This window comes from Streptomyces panacea (assembly GCF_040560175.1).
Taxonomy (GTDB): Bacteria; Actinomycetota; Actinomycetes; order Streptomycetales; family Streptomycetaceae; genus Streptomyces; species Streptomyces panacea.
This window is the reverse complement of sequence record NZ_JARJHW010000028.1, coordinates 34,675-54,411: the sequence shown is the minus strand read 5'-3', so window position 1 is coordinate 54,411 and position 19,737 is coordinate 34,675. Positions and strand designations below refer to the sequence as shown.

The window sequence follows — 19,737 nt, the reverse complement described above, 5'->3', positions numbered from 1 at the left end:
GCTCGTAGATGTGTATAAGAGACAGTCCCTCAGTTACGCCAGTTCACAAGGAAGCGAAGACCTCCATGCTCATCAAGCGTTTCACCCGGCCGACCGCGCTCGGCCTCGCGTCCCTCCTGGCCGCCGCCGGCGGCGTCCTGATGCTCGGCACGTCCGCGCAGGCCGAGACGCTGGGCACGCTCAGCCTGACCCCGCCCACCGGCACCGACACCTCCTCCGTCACGCTCTCGACATCGGGCTCCTGCCCGGAGGAGGCCGACTACCTGATCGTCAAGGTGGCGGGCAAGGGCTTCCCCGCCGAGGGCCAGAACGTCGTCGGAAACTCCGAGGTCGCCATCTACCCCTCCGCGGGCGAGGGTCTCGACATCCCGCTCAGCGAGACCATGCGCGACTACGCCAACACAGCCGGGTTCAAGACGCTGGAAGGCCGCTACGACTTCACCGTGACCTGCCGCAAGGCATTCGGTGAGAGCACCTTCGGCGACTACGAGGGCTCGATGTGGTTCACGTCGAACACCACCTACCAGGACACCGACCCCGACGGACCCGAGCCCACGGAGCCGACCGGGCCGAGCGAATCGCCCGACCCCACCGAGTCGACCGATCCCACCGAGCCCGCCGACCCCTCGGAGTCCCCCGAGCCGACCGATCCCACCGAGCCCACCGACACGGCGTCGCCGAGCGACACCGCCGACCCGAGCGACACCGCCGACCCGGGCACGACCGACGGCGGCTCCACGGACGGTGGCTCCACCGACGGCGGTTCGTCCGACGGCGGCGCGTCCGGCGGTGGTACGGACGTCACGACCGAGGTCTCCGGCGGTGGCGACGGCGGCTCTCTCGCCTCGACCGGCAGCAGCACCGGCGCGATCACCCTGATCGCCCTCGCCCTCGTCGCCGCCGGTACCGCCGCCGTCTGGTGGGCCCGCCGCCGCGGTCTGCTCACCTTCGTGGGCGGCTGGAACCACCGGTGAATCCCCGCACCACGACATCCCCCACCACGGCGTCGGTGAAGGCGAAGTGACGGTGACCCAGAACACTCTGGAGCGCGTGGACAGCGCCCCACCGGCCGGCCGGGCGCACGACACGCGCCCGGCCGGCCCGGCCCTGCGGGCCGCGGGCGCCGCGCTCAGCATCCTCGCCACGCTGCTGCTCGGCTTCGTCGCGACCCTGGGACCGCTCGGCGACCTGCGCCACGGCCGGGACCAGAAGGTCGCGCACTCCGAGCTGCGCGAAGAGCTCGCCAACGCGACCGCGCCCGTCGGCCCGCGCACGGCGGACGGCGGTCAACTGGCGCTCGGTGACCCCGTGGCGCTGCTGGAGATCAAGCAGCTCGGTCTGCGGGAGGTCGTCGCCGAGGGCACCACGTCGGACGTGCTCGCCGGAGCCCCCGGGCACCGCCGGGACACGGTCCTGCCGGGTCAGGCCGGCGTCAGTGTCGTCATGGGCCGCCAGGCCGCGTACGGAGGTCCCTTCGCGCACATCGACGAGATGCGGCGCGGTGAGACCTTCACGGTCAGCACCGGCCAGGGGCGGCACACCTACCGGGTGCTCGGCGTACGCAGGGCGGGGGACCCGCAGCCGCCCGTCCTCGCCGCGGGCAAGGGCAGGCTGACCCTGATCACCGGGGACGGCAGCGCGTTCCTGCCCGACGGACTGCTCCGGGTCGACGCGGACCTCGTCTCGGCGGTGCAGTCGGCCGTCGCCCCGCTGTACAGCACGGGCTCGCTGCCCGCCGACGAGAGACCGATGGCCGGTCAGACGTCGGCGTGGGTGCCGCTGGTGCTCTGGGGGCAGGGACTGCTGCTGGCCGCCGCCGCCCTGGCCTGGATACGCGCGCGCTCAGGACGCCGTGAGGCGTGGGTCGTCGGCATACCGGTGCTGGGCGCACTGGGGTTCGTCGTCGCCGACCAGGCCGCGCGGCTTCTGCCCAATCTGCTCTGACCGCCGGTTTCTGTCTGCCGACCTGAGTCCCGCTCCGTGCACCCCGTGCACTCCGCACCCCGTGCACCCCGTACCCCCCGAACCTCTGAATCCTCGAAGGACATGACGTGACCGCCTCCCCCTCCGACACGCTTTCCCTTCCCACGGTGGGGGCCCTCGCCCCCGGCACCGCCGCCGAACTGGACGCCCGCCGGATCTCGGCCTGGTTCGGCGACCACAAGGTGCTGGACCGGGTGTCGCTGACCATGCCGGCCGGGCAGGTCACGGCGCTGATCGGCCCGTCCGGCTGCGGAAAGTCCACTTTCCTCAGGATCCTCAACCGGATGCACGAGCTGATCCCTTCCGCGGCGCTCGCGGGAGAGGTGCTCCTCGACGGCCAGGACGTGTACGCGCCGGAACGGCGGCTCACCGACGCCCGCCGGCAGATCGGCATGGTCTTCCAGAAGCCGAACCCCTTCCCGGCGATGTCGGTGTACGACAACGTCACCGCGGGCCTGAAGCTGACCGGTGTCCGGCTGGGCCGGGACGCCAAGGACGACCTGGTGCAGCGCTGCCTCACGAAGGCCGGCCTCTGGAAGGAGGTACGGGACCGGCTGCGCCAGCCCGGCGGCGCGCTCTCGGGCGGTCAGCAGCAGCGGCTCTGCATCGCGCGCTCGCTGGCGGTCCGGCCGCGGGTACTGCTGATGGACGAGCCCTGCTCGGCACTGGACCCGACGTCCACCCGCCGCGTGGAGGAGACGATCAGCGAACTGTCCGGCGAGGTCACCGTCGTCATCGTCACCCACAACATGCAGCAGGCCGCCCGTGTCTCCGACCGGTGTGCCTTCTTCCTCGCCGAACAGGGCACCCCCGGCTTCATCGTCGAACACGGCCTCACCGACGCGATGTTCTCCCACCCGGCCGACCCCCGGACGGCCGACTACGTGAACGGCCGCTTCGGCTAGGTCGGGTGCCCGTGCCGCTCCCGCCTTTTCGCCACGGCGGTCAGGCGCTGGTTTTGGACGCGCCTGTTCGAAGCCGGACGTCAAACGACAGGCTCAGGCCCCGTCCGGGCGATCCTGCCGGGACCGAATCTCCTGTCGGCCGCGGTCGCTCGGGGGCGTCGCCGAAATGGTCGAACGTAGGGCCCTTCGGCCGGGCGCCGTCCGCGCCGACGGTGGCGGATGAACGCCGGGCGCGCCGTGGCGGATGAACGCCCGCCGTGAGTAAGCCTGTTGACTCACCCGTCGGTCCGGCGGACCAGCCCGCCGGACACCGGCGCGCTGCCGAGACCGGGGTCCCCGTCCCGGTGGCGCAGTACCCAGTCGTCGAGGTCGCGCGCCGCTTCGAGCGGCGCGACGGCCAGGTAGGGCCGCCACCAGCTCACCTCGCCGCCCGCTTCGGTGGTGGCATCCGTTTCGGTGGAGGCGTTCGCCTCGGCGGAGAGCGGGCCATCGCGGAGGCGCTCGAACGTGGCCGCCGCCTCGTAGAACCGACGCGCGGCCGCGAGGACCCGGGCGGCGTCGGCCGACGTGGAGCCCGCCGGGCGAACGGTGGAGCCGGGAGTCAGTTCGTGCTCCCCGATCGGGACGGCCGAGCGCGCGAGTTCGGTCAGTTCGTACGCCGCGAAGGCCATCTCCAGCCTCGCTCGCGCCGTGTCCGTGTCCGTGTACGGCGATCGCGTGTCGCCCTCGGCCATGTCAGCCGGCCTTCGTTCCGCGCAGGAAATACAGGACGGTCATGGTGACGGCGATGGTCAGGATGGTGCCGCGCAGCACCCGGGCGGGGAGACGGCGCGCGAGGTGGGCGCCCGCGAAGCCGCCGGCCACCCCGCCGACCAGCATGGTCGTCAGCACGAGCGGAGTGCGCAGGGCGTCCGAGGCGACGAGGAACAGCGCGGTCGCGCTGAGATTGACGGCCGAGACCTGGGCGATCCGCATCGGGTTGCTCGTCGCGGTGTCGAGACCGAGGCCGATGCTCCACACCGCCAGCAGCATGATGCCTATGGCACCGCCGAAGTATCCGCCGTACACGGCGAGGAGGAACTGCGCGACCAGGACGGCCCGTGAGCTCATGCCGGCCTCGGCCGAGCGGCCCGCCGCCGTGCTCAGCGCACGGGAGACTCGACGGCCGAAAGCGAGGACCACCGTGGCGAAGGCGAGCAGCCACGGCACCGCGGCGCCGAACGACGCGCTCGGCAGGACCAGCAGAAGTCCGGCGCCGAGCGCGCCACCGAGCACGCTGATCGCTGTGAGCACCGACGCGGACGTCTCGCCGACCGGGGCGAGTTCGCGTCGGTAGACCCACGCGCTCGCCACGGCCCCGGGCGCGAGGGCGACGGTGGACGACGCGTTCGCCGCCACGGGTGACAGACCGGCCGCGACCAGGGCGGGCAGCGCCACGAACGTTCCCCCGCCGCCGATGGCGTTCATCGTTCCGGCGACGGCACCGGCCAGCAGGACGAGCACAATGTCGGGCACCCGCAGAGCATCACCCCGCGTCCGGTGGGTGCACAATGCGTGATTCCCGTACCCAGCCTAAGGCTGTGCCATAGGCTGGAGCGGATGCGCTACGACTTGGACGACCTGCGGCTCTTTCTCGACATCCTGGCGGAGGGGTCGATCACGGGAGGTGCCCGCCGGGTGCACCTGAGTCTGCCGTCGGCCAGCGCGCGGGTGCGCGCGCTGGAGCACAACGCCGGTGTCGCGCTGCTGATCCGCGGTCGCAGGGGTGTGCGACCCACCCCTGCGGGTACGACTCTGGCCCGCCACGCGCGCGACGTCCTTGCCCAGACGGCGCGGCTGGAGAGCGCCGTGGCGAGCTACACCCGGTCCCCGACCGCTTCGCTGACCCTGGTGGGCGGTGGCTCCGCCATGCAGGGATTCGTGCCCCGGGCCCTGGTCTCCTTCCTTCGCGCGCACCCGGACGTCGACGTCCGGGTCTCCGAGAGCCGCACCCCGCAGACCGTGCGGACACTGACCGACGGAGAGGCCGACCTGGGGATCGTCATCGACGACGAGGAGGCCCGCGACTGCGGCCTCGACATGGAACCCCTCGGCGACGACTCGCTCGTCGTGATCGGCCAGGCCGGCGGGATTCTCGCCGGGCGGACCGGACTGACGTACAGCGAGGTCGCCGAACACCCTCTCGTCGGGCTCGACGCCGATTCCTCGCTACGACGCTGGATCGAGAAGAACCTCGGCCCGCACGCCCCGGTGGTGCGCTACCGCACCACCGTCGCCGGCCTCAACGTCCTCGTGGCCCTCGCCGCCGCCGGGGTCGGGCTCGCCGTCGTACCGCGTCGTACGGTCGACCCCCATCTGCCGCTCGACGTGTGCGACCTGGAAGACACCTGGGCGCGCCGTCTCCATCTGCTGGCCTGGGGCGCGAAGGGCGCCCGGACCTCGCCGACGGCCACCGCCGCGCTCGCGGAGCACCTGCGCCGCGCGGCGTTCTCCGAGCCGGCCTCCGACAGGGAACGCCCCGACGGCCTGTCCTGACGGCCCGTCCTGACCAGTTCCGCCGACGCGAGCGCCGCGCCCGGCCGGTCAGTCACGGCGCCACACCGTGCCGCGTCGCTCGTACTCCAGCACCGTCTCCACCCGCTGGGCGAGCTGCGCGCCCACGAACCGCTCGACCAGCCAGAGCGAGACCTCCAGCCCGGAGGTGATGCCACCGCCGGTGACGAGGTCGCCGTCGTCGACCACGCGCGCGTTGATCACCGTCGCGCCCTGGGCGGCCAGATCCGCCTTCGCACCCGCGTGGGTGGTCGCGTCGCGCCCCTTGGTGAGACCCGCGGCCGACAGCACCATGACGCCTGTGCAGATCCCCACGGGCAGCGCCTCGGAGGCGGCCAGCCGGCGCAGGAATCCCTGGTCGGCGATGAGCCGGTGCACGCCGGGCCCGGTCCTGGCGGTGTACCCGCCGCCGGGGATCACGAGCACATCCGCCTCGCCCGGTGACCAGCCCTTCTCCACCTCGACCTTGGTGCCGTAGGTGCAGGTGACCGTGGACGGGCGCCCGGTCGTCACCATCGTCGTCGTCAGCGCCCCGCCGCTCATTCGCCCGGCGAGCCCCAGCACTTCGACCGGGGCGATGAAGTCCTGCTCCTCCACGCCGTCGAACATCAGTACCTGCACCCGCAGCGGATCCGCCGCCGAGACCGTCGATACCGCCGGTACCGCCGGTGCCGCAGACGCGCCACCGGCCATCGATCCCGCACCGGCCGCCGCGCCCACGGACAGTGTCGAAGCGCGCAAGAACGTACGCCGTTCCATGACCAACCTCCGTAGATTGCCTTCCTGTTCACACGTCGGCCGGCGTACGTGTCCGGTTCCCGGCCGGGTCCGACATCGTCGTAACCGGCCGGGAACCGACGAGGGCTCAGCTGCCGTAGCGCAGTGAGATCGTGTCTCCGGCGTTGATCGTGGTGCCGCGCGTCGCCGTGGTGGCCGAGGCGCCGTCGATGCTCAGCCTCCACGTCGAACCGCCCGCGTTCGCCTTGCCGTTGAGGGCCGTGATCGTGCCCGTCCCGGAAGCCGGCGTGACACCGGTGACGCAACCCGACGGGGTCGCGGCGCCCGCCGCGGCGTTCAGCACGGTACCGAGGGTGGTCGTGGTGCCGGTCGGGGTGAGGGCGACCGAGCAGACCTTCAGCGACGTGCCGTCGTCGACGGTCATGGCAAGGCTCGTCGCCGTACCCGCCGTGAAGGTGCCGGTGGCGACCCGGCAGACCGGGGCGCGGGCTCCGGCCGGGTTGACGTGGTACGTCCGGCCGGCCGCAGTCTGGACCGTGATCACACCCTCTCGGGGTGGTGTACGGCGCCGATTTCCCGTTCGCGTCGGCCACCCGGAACGCGCCCCCGCCCGCGCGGAAGGCGGGTTCGCGCACGGAGCGGTCGGCGTGGACAGCCGGGCGCCGGGCGGCAGCCGGCCCGTTCCCACGGGCCGGCCGGCCGATCCCCGGACTACAGGCCGCCGGCGGGCAGTTGAAGGCCCTCGCCGTCGTCGGGCTGCTCGTGTTCGCCCCGGGCGGTCTCCAGCAGGCGCCGCCAGGACGTGACGGTCGGTCTCCGCCGCAGCAGTGCCCGGCGTTCGCGCTCGGTCATGCCGCCCCAGACACCGAACTCCTCCCGGTTGTCCAGAGCGTGGGCCAGGCATTCGGTGCGTACCTGGCAGCCGAGGCACACGGACTTCGCCTTGTTCTGCTCCTGGCCCTGTACGAACAGGGTGTCCGGATCAACGGCCCGGCAGGCACCCCGTCCGCCCCATTCCGACTGTGCGTTCATCGCGCCCCCTTCCCCTGGAAGGTCAGACGCTACAAAACGCTTTACCGTTGCGACAGATGGCAGTTCTCTGATCACTCCTTCGGGTGACTGTCCGCTGGTACGGCGACATGTACGGCTACGTCACCCGCAGTTCGTCCAGCAGGCCGCGGATCCGCCGTTCGATCTCGTCGCGGATCGGCCGGACGGCATCGACGCCCCGCCCCGCGGGGTCTTCGAGCTGCCAGTCCAGATACCGCTTGCCGGGGAAGACCGGGCAGGTGTCGCCGCAGCCCATGGTGATCACCACGTCGGACGCCCGCACCGCGTCCACGGTGAGGATCTTCGGGGTCTCGGCGGTGAGGTCGATACCCTCCTCGGCCATCGCCGCGACGACGGCCGGGTTCACCGTCTCGGCGGGGGCGGATCCGGCGGAGCGGACCTCGACCCGGTCGCCGGCGAGGTGGCTGAGGAAGGCGGCGGCCATCTGGGACCGGCCCGCGTTGTGGACGCATACGAACAGGACGGACGGCTTGGTCTCAGACATGGACGGGGCCTTCCTCGGCAATGACGGGCTCGGCGGGCGCCGAGGCCGGTCGGGGGAAGAACCGGCGGGCGGCCAGGGCGACATGAACCAGCCCGATCAGCACCGGCACCTCGATGAGCGGGCCCACGACTCCGGCCAGCGCCTGACCCGAGGTCGCGCCGAACGTGGCGATCGCGACCGCGATGGCCAGCTCGAAGTTGTTGCCCGCGGCGGTGAACGCCAGCGTCGTCGCCTTCGGATAGCCGAGTCCGACAGCCTTTCCGAGGGCCATCGACCCGGCCCACATCACGGCGAAGTACACCAGGAGCGGCAGCGCGATCCTCGCGACGTCCAGAGGCTTCGAGGTGATGGCGTCGCCCTGGAGGGCGAACAGGACGACGATGGTGAACAGCAGCCCGTACAGGGCGAACGGGCCGATACGGGGGATCAGTTCGGCCTCGTACCAGGCCCGGCCCTTGGCCCTTTCGCCGATCCGGCGGGTCAGGAACCCGGCCAGCAGCGGAATCCCGAGGAAGATCAGGACGGAGCGGGAGATCTCCCACACGGACACGTCGAGGGCGGTCTGCTCCAGGCCCAGCCAGCCGGGCAGTACGGAGAGATAGAACCAGCCGAGCAGACTGAACGCGGCCACCTGGAAAACGGAGTTGACGGCGACCAGGACGGCGGCGGCCTCGCGGTCGCCGCCGGCGAGGTCGTTCCAGATGATGACCATGGCGATGCACCGGGCGAGACCGACGATGATCAGGCCGGTCCGGTACTCCGGCAGGTCGGGCAGGAAGATCCAGGCGAGGGCGAACATGAGAGCCGGTCCGAGGATCCAGTTGAGGACCAGGGACGGAATCAGCAGGCGCCGGTCGCGAGTGACCGTGTCGATCCGGTCGTAACGGACCTTGGCGAGGACGGGATACATCATCACGAGGAGGCCGAGGGCGATCGGCAGCGAGACCCCGGTGATTGTCACCTTCGCCAGCGCGTCACCGAGTCCGGGGACCAGGCGCCCGAGTCCCAGGCCCCCGGCCATGGCGATGAGGATCCACCCGGCGAGGAACCGGTCGAGGAAGGAGAGTCGCGCGGACACCGGCCCGGTCGCGGCCGGGCTCATGCCGAGGTCCCGGCGGTCTCGGGTGTCCGCCGGGCGGCGGGCCGGGTGAGGAGTCCGGCGAGTCTGTCCGTCGTCTCGGGCAGCAGCCAGTAGTACACCCAGGTCCCGCGGCGTTCGCAGTCGATGAGTCCGGCCTGCCGCAGGAGCTTGAGGTGGTGGGAGATCGTCGGCTGGGACAGGTCGAAGGCCGGGGTGAGGTCGCAGACACAGATCTCGCCACCGTCCCGCGAGGCGATCATCGACAGCAGCCTCAGCCGGACCGGGTCACCCAGGGCCTTGAACATCTTCGCCAACTCGACGGCCTGGTCCTCGGCGAGCGGGGCGGTCAGCAGCCCGGGGCAGCATGCGTCGGTGGCGTCCTGGCCGAGCACCACGAGCTCTTGTTTCGACATTCTTCAATATTGACAGCCTTCGAATCAGAGCGCAAGCTTGCATCAAAGAACGTCAATACAGGCCGTTCCCGGGGCTGCCCCGGCCCCTTCCAGCAAGGAGTGAAGGTCATGAGCGAGCAGTCCACCGAACTGCGCGAGACGGTCCGCCGACGTTACGCGGCAGCCGCCGTCCAGGTCGCCGAGGGCGGCACCGCCTGTTGCGGACCCCGGGCCATCGAGATCGACGAAATTTTCGGTTGCGCCCTCTACACGGCCGACGAGCGCGACGAGCTGCCGGCCGAAGCTCTCGCCGCTTCCCTCGGCTGCGGCAACCCCACCGCCGTCGCCGACCTCCACGAAGGCGAGCGGGTCCTGGACCTCGGCTCCGGCGGAGGCATCGACGTCCTCCTCTCCGCCCGCCGCGTCGGCCCGACCGGCAAGGCGTACGGGCTCGACATGACCGAGGAGATGCTCGCCCTCGCCCTGTCGAACCAGCGCAAGGCCGGGGCCACCAACGTCGAGTTCCTCAAGGGCGCCATCGAAGCGATCCCGCTGCCCGCGAGCACGATCGACATCGTCATCTCCAACTGCGTCATCAACCTGTCCACCGACAAGCCGGCCGTCTTCGCCGAGATGTTCCGCGTACTCGCGCCCGGCGGCCGGATCGGCGTCTCCGACGTGGTCGCCGACGACCACCTCACCGCCGAACACCGCGCCGAGCGCGGCGATTACGTCGGCTGTGTCGCAGGCGCTCTCTCCTTCGCCGAATACCGTGCGGGACTTGCTGCCGCCGGGTTCGCCGACGTCGAGATCACCCCCACCCACGCCGTCGCCGACGGCATGCACTCGGCGATCGTCCGCGCGACCAAGCCCGCGTCCCGCTGTCGCTGACCTGCCTGCTCGGCCCTGAGGCATCGGCGTACGGAGTGACGTGTCCGATCTCGGCGACCCCGCTCCGTCATGCCCTCGGGCGGGTGACTCTTCGTGCAAATGTGCCCGTAGTTGTGTGGGCGTGTCCGAATCTATAGTTACAGGCTGTCCGTCAAGTCGAGGGAGGCCGCTCATGGCCAGCGCGTTTCAGGAGCGCAAGCTCAAGGGGATGTTCGCCGCTTTCGACGTGGATGGCGACGGCTATCTGCGCGAGGAGGACTTCAGGGAACTCGTCGCCCGCTGGAGCCGGTTGCCGGGAGTGGGCCCCGGGACGGAGTTGCGTACGCGGGTGGAGACGCTGCTGATGGGCTGGTGGGCGGCGCTGCTGGAGACCGGGGACGCCAATGGGGACGGCGCGGTCGACCTGGGTGAAGTGCTCGCGCTCGTCGACAAGTTGCCCGCCATGATCGCGGATGTCTCGGCGACCGCCGAGACCGTCTTCGACGCCGTGGACTCCAACGGCGACGGCGTCATATCCCCGGAAGAACACCGCAGGCTCGTCGAGACCTGGAACGGCCGGTCGGTGGACTTGGCGGGTGTCTTCGAGCTGCTCGACCTGAACGGCGACGGCCACCTCAGCCGCGAGGAGTTCGCGGTGCTGTGGCGTCAGTTCTGGATCAGCGACGACCCGGTGGAACCGGGCAACTTGCTCTGCGGCCGGTTCCCCGGCTAGAAACCGGCCCTGAGCGGGCAAACCGCGCCGCGGCCCCCCGCCCGGGGGACCGCGGCACGTCCGCGTGTCAGGCGCGGCCGGTCAGATAACCGCCCATGGTGGTGAAGTACTCCGTCGCGGGCAGCTCCCGGCCGTCCTCGGTTCGTACGCGTGTGATGGCCAGGCCGCGGTTGCGGCCGGTGCGCGCGTCGGCGCCCGCGACGATCACCACGCCCTCGCCCTCGCGGTAGAAGATACGGCCGGGCGTACCGCCGTACCGGCCCTCGGACACCACCGCGGCCAGCACCTCGAGCCGCTTGCCCTTGTGGAAGGTGAAGGCGCTGGGGTACGGCTCCGACTGGGCGCGGACCAGGCGTTCGATGTCCGCCGCCGGCCAGGCCCAGTCGACGCGGATGTCCTCGGCGGACCGCTTGTGGAAGAAGCTCGCCCGCGAGCGGTCCTGCTTGGTGAACTCCGTCTGCCCGGCGGCGATCAGGCCGAGGGCGCCGATGGTGACCGGGGCGATCAGGTCGACGGTCTTGTGGAAGAGGTCGGTGGCGGTGTCCGTCGGTCCGACCGGAACCGCCTCCTGCCGGACGATGTCGCCGGCGTCGAGTTCGTCGTCCATCAGGTGCGCGGTGACGCCCACTTCGGGCTCGCCGTTGATCAGCGCCCAGATCAGCGGGGAGAAACCGGCGTACTTCGGCAGCAGCGAGTCGTGGACGTTCAGGGTGCCGTGGCGCGGGAGGCCGAAGATCCGCGGGGGGATCCAGGTCCGCCAGTTGTTGGCCACGATGATGTCCGGATCGGACTCCTTGAGGCGCTCGAACAGCTCCTCGTCGTCGGGGCGGTTGCGGATCAGCACCGGGACGCCGTGCTCCTCGGCGAGATCGGCGACCGAGTCGCTCCAGATCTTCTCGTACGCGTGCTCGCTCTTGGGGTGTGTCACGACCAGCACCACGTCGTGCTCGGAGTCCAGAAGGGCTTGCAGGGTGCGATGGCCCCAGGTCTGGTAACCGAACATGACGACCCGCATGGGGTTCCTCCTCAGAGCAGGGATGGACCGACGGAGAGTTAAGCAAGGCTTACCTTAGTTTGCAACTCGCCTATGTGGTACCCCAGTCAGCGGGTGCCGAGCGGCGGGGGTCCTATCGACAGCCGCAGGGGATTAGCTTAGGCTCACCTAAGTTCAGGCGGGCTGCTTCGTCGGCGTGCCCGCCCTTCGTACCTTCCCCCCGCACCTGACAGGCGGCTTCCCCGTAATGAATGGGAGTGACATGTCACAGGTTCTTCCTGGCGACGCAGCACCGGTCTACGACCTCATAGGCATCGGCTTCGGCCCGTCCAATGTGGCCATGTCGATCGCGGTCAGCGAGCACAACGCACGCGTCGGCAGGCAGGAGTCCGTCACCGCCCACTTCTTCGAGCAGCAGCCACAATTCGGTTGGCACCGGGGCATGCTGATCGACGACGCGACCATGCAGGTGTCCTTCCTCAAGGACCTGGTGACGCTCCGGAACCCGACCAGTGAGTTCAGCTTCCTCTGCTACCTGCAGAGCAAGGGCCGGTTGATCGACTTCATCAACCACAAGAACCTCTTCCCGCTGCGCGTGGAGTTCCACGACTACTTCGAGTGGGCCGCGGCCAAGGTCGACGACATGGTCTCGTACGGCCACGAGGTCGTCGGCGTGACGCCGGTCGTCCGTGACGGAACCGTGGAGTACATGGACGTGACGGTACGGTCGGCGGAGGGGCTCGTGGTCCACCGGGCCCGCAACCTCGTCATCGGCACCGGGCTCCGTCCCCAGATGCCGCAGGGCGTGGAGCGCGGCGACCGCGTCTGGCACAACTCCGAACTGCTCAAGAAGGTCGACGCGTTGGAGGGTACCTCGCCCTCCCGGTTCGTCGTCGTCGGCGCCGGCCAGAGCGCCGCCGAGAACGTCGCCTACCTGCACCGCCGCTTCCCGGAGGCCGAGGTCTGCGCGGTCTTCTCCCGCTACGGCTACAGCCCCGCCGACGACAGCGGCTTCGCCAACCGGATCTTCGACCCGGAGGCGGTCGACCAGTACTTCGCCGCGCCCGACGACGTCAAGACCCGGCTGATGGACTACCACGGGAACACCAACTACTCCGTGGTGGACATCGACTTGATCGACGACCTGTACCGGCAGAGCTACCAGGAGAAGGTCCTCGGCACCGAGCGGCTGCGCTTCATCAACGTGTCCCGGCTCGTCGACGTCAAGGAGACGCCGGACAAGGCCCGTGCCACGGTGAAGTCGCTCGTCACGGGCGAGGAGACCTTCCTGGACGCGGATGTCGTGGTGTTCGCCACCGGCTACAGCCAGGCCGACCCCGTCGGCCTCCTCGGCGATGTCGCCGAGCGCTGCCTCCGCGACGACGAGGGCCGCGTCCGCGTCGAGCGCGACTACCGCATCGCGACGGACGACGATCTGCGCTGCGGCATCTACCTCCAGGGCGGTACGGAGCACACGCACGGCATCACGTCGTCGCTGCTGTCCAACACCGCGATCCGGGTCGGCGAGATCCTGGACTCGATGCTCGACCGGGGTGCCAAGGCCGCCTCCGGCGAGGCCCGGCAGACGTCGGTGTGAAGGCGGGCCCCGGGGGTCCGTCCCCGGGGCGTGAGACGCCCAACCGGCCATGCCTCCCTCGTAGATCAAAGGGATAACGTACGTCGACATGAGCACGACTGCAGTGGAACGCCCCCTGTCCAGGGGCACGGCGGACACCCGTCGGTGGCGGGCGACGGGCGTCGGCGCGCTCGTGGTGATCCTCGTGATCGCGGGGGCGGTGTCGCTGGCCGTCGGGGCACGCGCCCTGAGCCCCGCCGACGTGTGGCACGGGCTGTTCGCGGCGCCGGACTCCGACCAGCGGCTCACCGAGATCAGGCTCATCGTGCGGACCGTGCGGGTGCCCCGGACGGTGCTCGCGATCGTGGCGGGCATCGCGCTCGGGGTCGGCGGGGCGCTGATCCAGGGCTACACGCGCAACCCGATTGCGGACACGGGCCTGTTGGGGGTGAACGCCGGCGCCTCGTTCGCGGTGGTGACGGTGGTCGCCCTGTTCGGGCTCACCAACCCGTTCCAGTACGTCTGGTTCGCCTTCGTGGGAGCGGGCATCGCCGGAGTCGTCGTGTTCGGCCTCGCGAGCATCGGCCGAGGCGCCGGCAATCCGCTGACGCTCGCGCTCGCCGGGCAAGGGGTCACGGTGTTCCTCGCGGCGATGACCACGTCCATCGCGCTGTCCGACCAGAAGTCGCTGAACGCGCTGCGGTTCTGGAACGCCGGCTCCGTGGCCGGTGTCGGATTCGATGTCATCTGGCCGGTGACCGCGTTCATCGCGGTCGGCCTGGTGCTGGCGCTGATCACGCTGCCCGCTCTGAACCTGCTCAACCTGGGTGACGACATCGCGCGCGGGCTGGGCGTGAACATCGCGCTGAGCCGGACCGTCGGCATCGTCTCCATCACCCTGCTCGCGGGCGCGGCGACGGCGGCCTGCGGCCCCATCGCGTTTCTCGGACTCATGGTGGCCCACGTGGCGAGGTATCTGACCGGCCCGGACTACCGCTGGCTGGTGCCGTACGCGGGGCTGCTCGGCGCCGTCGTCCTGCTGGTCTGCGACATCGTGGGGCGACTGGTGGTGCGGCCGGGGGAGTTGGACTCGGGTGTCGTCGTCGCCCTCCTCGGCGCCCCCTTCTTCGCGGGCCTCGTGTGGCGAGGGAAGTTCAAGAGCGCGTGAACAGGACGGACGGGGCAGGCAAGACAGACGCGACGGACGAGACGCATATGAAGCACGAGACGGACATGAGGCGCGAGAAGCACGACGAGCGCGAGAAGCGGGTGAAGCGACCGGTGGCGCCGGGCGTACGGCTCGGCCACCTGTCGTTCGTCTGGCGGCCCTGGGTCGTGCTGGTCACGCTGCTCCTGGCGGCGGCGACCTTCCTGGTGTTCTGCGTGTCCATCGGCGTCGGGGACTTTCCCATCGGTCTGCCCCAGGTGGTCGCCACACTGTTCGGCCGGGGCGAGCAGGTCGACGAGTTCGTCATCATGGATCTGCGGATGCCGCGAGCCCTGGCCGGTCTCGTCGTCGGGATCGCGCTGGGCGTGGCAGGGGCGATCACGCAGTCCATCGCGCGCAATCCGCTGGCCAGTCCGGACATCCTGGGCATCACCCAGGGAGCCGGCGTGGTCGCGGTCTTCCTGATCACGGTGTCGGGCGGGACCGCCGCGGCTGTCGTCAGCTCCGTGGGTCTGTCGGCGGCGGCGCTCGCGGGCGGCCTCGGTACGGGGCTGCTGGTGTACTTCCTGGCGTGGCGGCGCGGCATCGACGGCTTCCGGCTCATCCTCATCGGAATCTCGGTGAGCGCCGTGATGGAGGCGATCACGACCTGGCTGCTCGTCACGGCCGACATCAGGGACGTCGCGCGGGCCCAGGTGTGGTTGATCGGCTCGCTGGACAACCGGTCGTGGGACGAGGTCCGGGTGGCGCTCTGGTGCACGCTCGTGCTCCTGGTCGTCGTGGCGGGCGCCGCTTTCCAGTTCAAGCCGATGCATCTCGGTGACGAGGTCGCCGCGGGCCTGGGCGTCCGGTTCTCCCGGGTGCGGGCGATCCTGTTGCTGTGCGCGGTTCTGCTGGCTGCCGTGTCGGTGAGCGCGGCGGGCCCGGTCCCGTTCGTCGCGTTGGTGGCGCCGCAGGTGGCGATGCGTCTGGCGCGGTGCCCCACACCGCCGATGGTGGCCTCGGGGCTGGTGGGCGCGCTGCTGCTGATCGGCGCGGACCTGGTCGCGCGCGCGGCGCTGCCGATCGGTCTCCCGGTCGGTGTGGTCACCGCCGCGATCGGCGGTCCCTTCCTCGTCTATCTGCTCGTGCGGGCGAACCTCCGACAGACAGATAGATGATAAAAAGGTTAGGCAAACCTAATAAGGGGGGCTTGTGGCCGCTCAGTCCATCACCGAGATCGAGTCCGACACCGACACCGAATCCAGGTCCACGCCCGCGTCCGGGAGCGGGTCCGGCGTCAAGGGCGTTCCACGGTTGGCGGCCAGAGGCGTCACGGTCGGGTACGGCGGCCGGACCGTCATCGACGATCTCGACGTGTCCATCCCGCCAGGGGTGATCACCACGATCATCGGCCCCAACGGCTGTGGGAAGTCGACCCTGTTGCGCACCCTGACGCGGCTGCTCAAGCCCGCCGGGGGAACGGTCCTGCTCGATGGTGAGGACATCGGCAGGCTCAGGACCAGGGACGTCGCGAAGAAGCTCGGTCTGCTGCCGCAGGCGCCGGTCGCGCCGGAGGGTCTGACGGTGTCCGACCTGGTCGCCAGGGGGCGCCATCCGCACCAGAGTTGGCTGCGGCAGTGGTCGTCGGACGACGCCGACGTCGTGGAGCGCGCCCTCGCCATGACCGGGGTGGCCGATCTCGCCGACCGTCCGGTCGACTCGCTGTCCGGCGGACAGCGCCAGCGCGTCTGGATCTCGATGACGCTGGCCCAGGGCACCGACCTGCTGCTGCTGGACGAGCCGACCACGTATCTGGACCTGGCGCACGCCATCGACGTGCTCGACCTGGTGGACGACCTGCACGAGGCGGGGTGCACCGTGGTCATGGTGTTGCACGACCTCAATCTGGCGACGCGTTACAGCGACAACCTCATCGTGATGCGCGAGGGGTCGATCCTGGCGCAGGGGCATCCGCGTGACGTGATCACCGCCGAGTTGCTGCACGAGGCGTTCGGGCTGCGCGCCCAGGTGATCGACGCCCCGGTGGGCGACAGCCCGATCATCGTGCCCCTCGGCCGTACGCACATCTGACTCGCCCGATGCCCGTGCCGGCCGCACGCGCCGGTCGCCCTGGTCCAACCCAAGGACCGGTAAAGGCAATTCACAAGTTAGGCTAGGCTAACCTCACCAACGCAGGATAAGGTTTGGCTGCCCTAAGACAAGGTGCAGCGGACAGTGCGAACGCAAGGGATTCCGGATGCTTCTCCATAGAACGACGCTCGTGCGGCCATGGCGGCGACTGGCGGCGACACTGTCCGCCGCGGCGCTCGGCGTCGGCCTCCTCGCGGGATGCGGTTCCGACGACTCGACGGACAAGTCGAGCGACGACGCCCCCGCCGGCGCCTCCGGGGCGTTCCCGGTCACCGTGGAGCACGCGTTCGGATCCACGAAGGTCACCGAGGCCCCCAAGCGGGTCGTCACGGTCGGCTACACGGACGACCAGGCCGTCCTGGCGTTCGGCATCAAGCCGGTCGGCATGGTCGACCAGTACCCGAACCCGGCGGGCAAGACCCCCGACATCAACACCCAGTGGCCCTGGGTGAAGGACAAGTGGGGCGACAGCCGCCCCGAGGTCATCATGAAGAACGGTGACTCGGGCCCCAACTACGAGAAGATCGCCTCGCTGCGACCGGACCTGATCATCGCGGTCTACTCCGAGGTCGACCAGGCCGCCTACGACAAGCTCTCCAAGATCGCCCCGACCGTGGGCCGCACCAAGGCCGAGAAGGAGCCCTTCAGCGCTCCCTGGCAGGACAACGCGGCCCAGATCGCCAAGGCGCTCGGCAAGGAGGACGAGGGCGCCGAGCAGGTGCGGGGCATCCAGGACAAGCTCGACGCGGCGAAGAAGGCCAACCCCGGGTTCGCCGACCAGACCGCGGTCGTCATCTCCTGGTACAAGGACTCGATCGCCCCGTTCACCTCGACCGACGTGCGCGGGCAGTTGGTGACCGGCGCCGGGTTCAAGTACCAGACCAAGATCGACGAGATCGCGGAGGGCGGCTTCTCCACCGAACTGTCGCCCGAGCGCGTCGACCTGATCGACGTCGACCGCATCTTCGTCGTCAACGACAAGGCGGACACCGAGGCGTTGAAGAAGTTCGAGCTGTTCGCCAACCTGCCGGCGGTCAAGAACGGGAAGGTGTCCTACCTGCTGGACAGCGAGGGCCCCGCGGTCGGCGCGGCCATGTCCCAGGGCACCCTGCCGTCCCTGCCGTACGCGATCGACGAGCTCGTCAAGTCGGCCAAGTAGAGATGACGATGGTGATCAACCGCTCCCGCTCCCGTCCCCGACTCGACCCGGTCTCCGGGTGAGCGCCACCGGCACCCGCGTCGCCCCGGCAGCGAGCCTGCGTACGGCGACCGGAGGCGATGCCACCCGGTGGGTCGTGGCGCACTGCCGCGAAGCGCCGTGGCTGACGCTCGCCACCGTGCTCACCACGGTGGCCGGGGCGGCGCTCCAAGTGCTGCCGGTGCTGCTGCTGGGGCAGGTGGTCGACGGCGTGGTCGAGGGCGAATCGCGCTCGGTCCTGGTCACCGTCGGAGTGTTGATGGGGGCCGCCGCGCTGCTCGGCGCGGCGGCCACCGCCGTGTCGACGTATCTGATCGGACGGCTGGGCGCGGATCTGCTCGCACGGCTGCGGGAACGCGCCGTCCGGGCGGTGCTGGGGATGCCGAGCGCACGGATCGAACAGGTGGGCCGGGGCGACGTGTTGTCCCGCGTCGGCGACGACGTCGCCGTGCTGTCCAAGGGCATCCGTACGGCCGTCCCCACCGTGTTCTCGGCGGGCGTGCTGGTCTTCATCGCCACGGTCGGCATGTTCGGACTGGACTGGCGGCTCGGCCTGGCGGGTGCCTGCGCCCTGCCCGCGTACGTGCTGGCGCTGCGCTGGTACCTCCCGCGGTCCGCCCCGCTCTACCGGAAGCAGCGGGTGGCCCAGGCCGACCGGGCGCAGGCGTTGATCAGCGGACTGAACGGGATCGACACCGTACGGGCGTACCGCCTGGAGGAGTCCGTCCGCGAGACGGTCACCCGCGAGTCGTGGCGGGTGCGGAATCTCGGCATCGAGGTGTTCCGGTTCTTCGGCCGGTTCGTCGGCAGGGAGAACCGCGCCGAGTTCATCGGCCTCGTCCTGATCCTTGTCGTGGGGTACGCCCTGCTGGAGGCCGACGCCGCCAGCCTGGGCGAGGTGTCGGCGGCTCCGCTGATGTTCCACCGGCTGTTCACCCCGCTGGGCGCCATCATGTTCACCTTCGACGAGGCGCAGAAGTCGGGTGCGAGCCTGACCCGCCTGGTCGGGGTGCTGGGGGAGGACGCGGAGGACCGCCTGGTGGGCGACCGTTCCGTCGCGGCCGCCGAGGTCGCGCCGTACCCCGTGACGGTGGAGGGGCTGACGTTCAGCTATCCCGACACCGATGAACCGGTCCTCAGAGACGTCGACCTGACGATCCCCGCGGGCGGTTCGCTGGCCCTGGTGGGGGCGACGGGCGCGGGCAAGTCGACGCTGGCCGCGCTGATCGCCGGCATCGGCACCCCGCAGGCCGGTTCGGTACGTATCGGATCGCACGACCTCGCCGGTCTGGACGAGGCCGGGGCGCGGGCCCTGGTGAGCATCCTGACGCAGGAGACGCATGTGTTCTCCGGTCCGCTCGCCGACGACCTGCGGCTCGCCGCGCCCGATGCGACCGATGTCCAACTGACCGAAGCCCTGAGCACAGTTGGCGCCCACGAATGGGTCGACGCGCTGCCCGACGGGCTGAACACCCTGGTCGGCGAGGGCGGCGAACGCCTGGATGTGACCAAGGTCGCCCAGATCGCCCTGGCCCGGCTGGTGTTGGGACGGTCGCCGGTGGTGGTGCTCGACGAGTCGACCGCGGAGGCGGGCAGCGAGGGCGCCGCCGAGCTGGAGCGGGCCGTGCTGGCCGCGTGCGCGGGCCGGACCACGCTGTTCGTGGCGCACCGGCTGACCCAGGCGATGGCGGCGGACCGGATCGCCGTACTGGACGCGGGGCGTGTGGTCGAGCGGGGCACCCATGACGAACTGGTGGCCCTGGGCGGCCGGTACGCGCGACTGTGGCAGGCGTGGCGAGAAGGTAGTTAGGCTCCCTTGATTAGGTGAGCCTAAGTTAGGTTAGGCTAACTTTCATGC

The 19,737-nt window shown here is 70.4% G+C and carries 20 protein-coding genes and 1 pseudogene; 12 read left to right on the top strand and 9 right to left on the bottom strand.

Going from position 1 to position 19,737, the window contains the following annotated elements:
- Nucleotides 1-65 precede the first annotated feature (65 nt).
- The 3 genes from P3L51_RS10105 to P3L51_RS10095 all read left to right on the top strand — a co-directional run bounded on the left by P3L51_RS10105 (nucleotide 66) and on the right by P3L51_RS10095 (nucleotide 2,888).
- Nucleotides 66-974 (top strand): hypothetical protein, encoded by a 909-nt coding sequence (locus tag P3L51_RS10105; protein WP_354604772.1) that lies wholly within the window; start codon nucleotides 66-68, stop codon nucleotides 972-974.
- Between the two features lie 52 nt (nucleotides 975-1,026).
- Nucleotides 1,027-1,944 carry a sortase gene (locus P3L51_RS10100; protein WP_354604771.1) on the top strand — a complete coding sequence of 306 codons (918 nt, stop codon included), beginning with the start codon at nucleotides 1,027-1,029 and terminating at the stop codon, nucleotides 1,942-1,944.
- A 146-nt stretch (nucleotides 1,945-2,090) separates the two neighbouring features.
- A complete protein-coding gene (locus P3L51_RS10095; protein ID WP_381901888.1) occupies nucleotides 2,091-2,888 on the top strand; it encodes a phosphate ABC transporter ATP-binding protein in 798 nt (265 codons plus the stop codon).
- 275 nt (nucleotides 2,889-3,163) lie between these two features.
- Here the strand turns inward: P3L51_RS10095 and P3L51_RS10090 are convergent, their stop codons facing one another.
- Both P3L51_RS10090 and P3L51_RS10085 read right to left on the bottom strand, forming a co-directional pair.
- A complete protein-coding gene (locus P3L51_RS10090; protein ID WP_354604770.1) occupies nucleotides 3,164-3,622 on the bottom strand; it encodes a hypothetical protein in 459 nt (152 codons plus the stop codon).
- Between the two features lies 1 nt (nucleotide 3,623).
- The gene (locus tag P3L51_RS10085; RefSeq protein ID WP_354604769.1) at nucleotides 3,624-4,403 is read right to left on the bottom strand and encodes a sulfite exporter TauE/SafE family protein; all 780 of its coding nucleotides are present in this window, start codon (nucleotides 4,401-4,403) and stop codon (nucleotides 3,624-3,626) included.
- 84 nt (nucleotides 4,404-4,487) lie between these two features.
- Here P3L51_RS10085 and P3L51_RS10080 point away from each other — a divergent pair, with 84 nt between their 5' ends.
- Entirely contained in the window at nucleotides 4,488-5,423 is a 936-nt protein-coding gene (locus P3L51_RS10080; protein WP_354604768.1) for a LysR family transcriptional regulator, read from the top strand.
- A 48-nt stretch (nucleotides 5,424-5,471) separates the two neighbouring features.
- On the opposite strand, the gene P3L51_RS10075 is transcribed toward P3L51_RS10080, so the two are convergent.
- From P3L51_RS10075 to P3L51_RS10050, 6 genes and pseudogenes are all read right to left on the bottom strand, one after another.
- Complete coding sequence (locus P3L51_RS10075) at nucleotides 5,472-6,200, bottom strand: DJ-1/PfpI family protein (RefSeq protein ID WP_354604767.1); 729 nt, start codon at nucleotides 6,198-6,200, stop codon at nucleotides 5,472-5,474.
- Between the two features lie 106 nt (nucleotides 6,201-6,306).
- Nucleotides 6,307-6,648 (bottom strand): annotated as a pseudogene (locus P3L51_RS10070) (hypothetical protein); the annotation flags it as partial.
- 242 nt (nucleotides 6,649-6,890) lie between these two features.
- Nucleotides 6,891-7,211: a WhiB family transcriptional regulator gene (locus tag P3L51_RS10065; RefSeq protein WP_354604766.1), complete on the bottom strand. Its 321-nt coding sequence runs from the start codon at nucleotides 7,209-7,211 to the stop codon at nucleotides 6,891-6,893.
- 115 nt (nucleotides 7,212-7,326) lie between these two features.
- Entirely contained in the window at nucleotides 7,327-7,734 is a 408-nt protein-coding gene (locus P3L51_RS10060; protein ID WP_354604765.1) for an arsenate reductase ArsC, read from the bottom strand.
- Nucleotides 7,727-8,836, bottom strand: coding sequence for an ACR3 family arsenite efflux transporter (arsB, locus tag P3L51_RS10055; RefSeq protein WP_354604764.1), 1,110 nt, complete (start codon nucleotides 8,834-8,836; stop codon nucleotides 7,727-7,729). The genes P3L51_RS10060 and arsB overlap by 8 nt, the downstream gene beginning before the upstream one ends.
- Nucleotides 8,833-9,228 carry an ArsR/SmtB family transcription factor gene (locus P3L51_RS10050; protein ID WP_354604763.1) on the bottom strand — a complete coding sequence of 132 codons (396 nt, stop codon included), beginning with the start codon at nucleotides 9,226-9,228 and terminating at the stop codon, nucleotides 8,833-8,835. The genes arsB and P3L51_RS10050 overlap by 4 nt, the downstream gene beginning before the upstream one ends.
- 108 nt (nucleotides 9,229-9,336) lie before the next feature.
- On the opposite strand from P3L51_RS10050, the gene arsM reads away from it, so the two are divergent.
- Nucleotides 9,337-10,098 carry an arsenite methyltransferase gene (gene arsM / locus P3L51_RS10045; RefSeq protein WP_354604762.1) on the top strand — a complete coding sequence of 254 codons (762 nt, stop codon included), beginning with the start codon at nucleotides 9,337-9,339 and terminating at the stop codon, nucleotides 10,096-10,098.
- 172 nt (nucleotides 10,099-10,270) lie between these two features.
- On the top strand, nucleotides 10,271-10,810 hold the full coding sequence (locus P3L51_RS10040; RefSeq protein ID WP_354604761.1) for an EF-hand domain-containing protein: 540 nt from the start codon (nucleotides 10,271-10,273) through the stop codon (nucleotides 10,808-10,810).
- A 67-nt stretch (nucleotides 10,811-10,877) separates the two neighbouring features.
- Here the strand turns inward: P3L51_RS10040 and P3L51_RS10035 are convergent, their stop codons facing one another.
- Nucleotides 10,878-11,825: a methionyl-tRNA formyltransferase gene (locus tag P3L51_RS10035; RefSeq protein ID WP_354604760.1), complete on the bottom strand. Its 948-nt coding sequence runs from the start codon at nucleotides 11,823-11,825 to the stop codon at nucleotides 10,878-10,880.
- 241 nt (nucleotides 11,826-12,066) lie between these two features.
- Between P3L51_RS10035 and P3L51_RS10030 the strand changes: the two genes are divergently transcribed.
- From P3L51_RS10030 to P3L51_RS10005, 6 genes are all read left to right on the top strand, one after another.
- On the top strand, nucleotides 12,067-13,401 hold the full coding sequence (locus P3L51_RS10030) for a lysine N(6)-hydroxylase/L-ornithine N(5)-oxygenase family protein (RefSeq protein WP_354604759.1): 1,335 nt from the start codon (nucleotides 12,067-12,069) through the stop codon (nucleotides 13,399-13,401).
- Between the two features lie 88 nt (nucleotides 13,402-13,489).
- Nucleotides 13,490-14,548, top strand: coding sequence for a FecCD family ABC transporter permease (locus P3L51_RS10025; RefSeq protein WP_354604758.1), 1,059 nt, complete (start codon nucleotides 13,490-13,492; stop codon nucleotides 14,546-14,548).
- A gap of 65 nt (nucleotides 14,549-14,613) precedes the next feature.
- Complete coding sequence (locus tag P3L51_RS10020) at nucleotides 14,614-15,708, top strand: FecCD family ABC transporter permease (protein ID WP_354604776.1); 1,095 nt, start codon at nucleotides 14,614-14,616, stop codon at nucleotides 15,706-15,708.
- A 58-nt stretch (nucleotides 15,709-15,766) separates the two neighbouring features.
- Entirely contained in the window at nucleotides 15,767-16,621 is an 855-nt protein-coding gene (locus P3L51_RS10015) for an ABC transporter ATP-binding protein (protein WP_435594417.1), read from the top strand.
- A 166-nt stretch (nucleotides 16,622-16,787) separates the two neighbouring features.
- The gene (locus P3L51_RS10010; RefSeq protein WP_354604757.1) at nucleotides 16,788-17,840 is read left to right on the top strand and encodes an iron-siderophore ABC transporter substrate-binding protein; all 1,053 of its coding nucleotides are present in this window, start codon (nucleotides 16,788-16,790) and stop codon (nucleotides 17,838-17,840) included.
- Between the two features lie 58 nt (nucleotides 17,841-17,898).
- A complete protein-coding gene (locus P3L51_RS10005) occupies nucleotides 17,899-19,689 on the top strand; it encodes an ABC transporter ATP-binding protein (protein WP_354604756.1) in 1,791 nt (596 codons plus the stop codon).
- Nucleotides 19,690-19,737 lie beyond the last annotated feature (48 nt).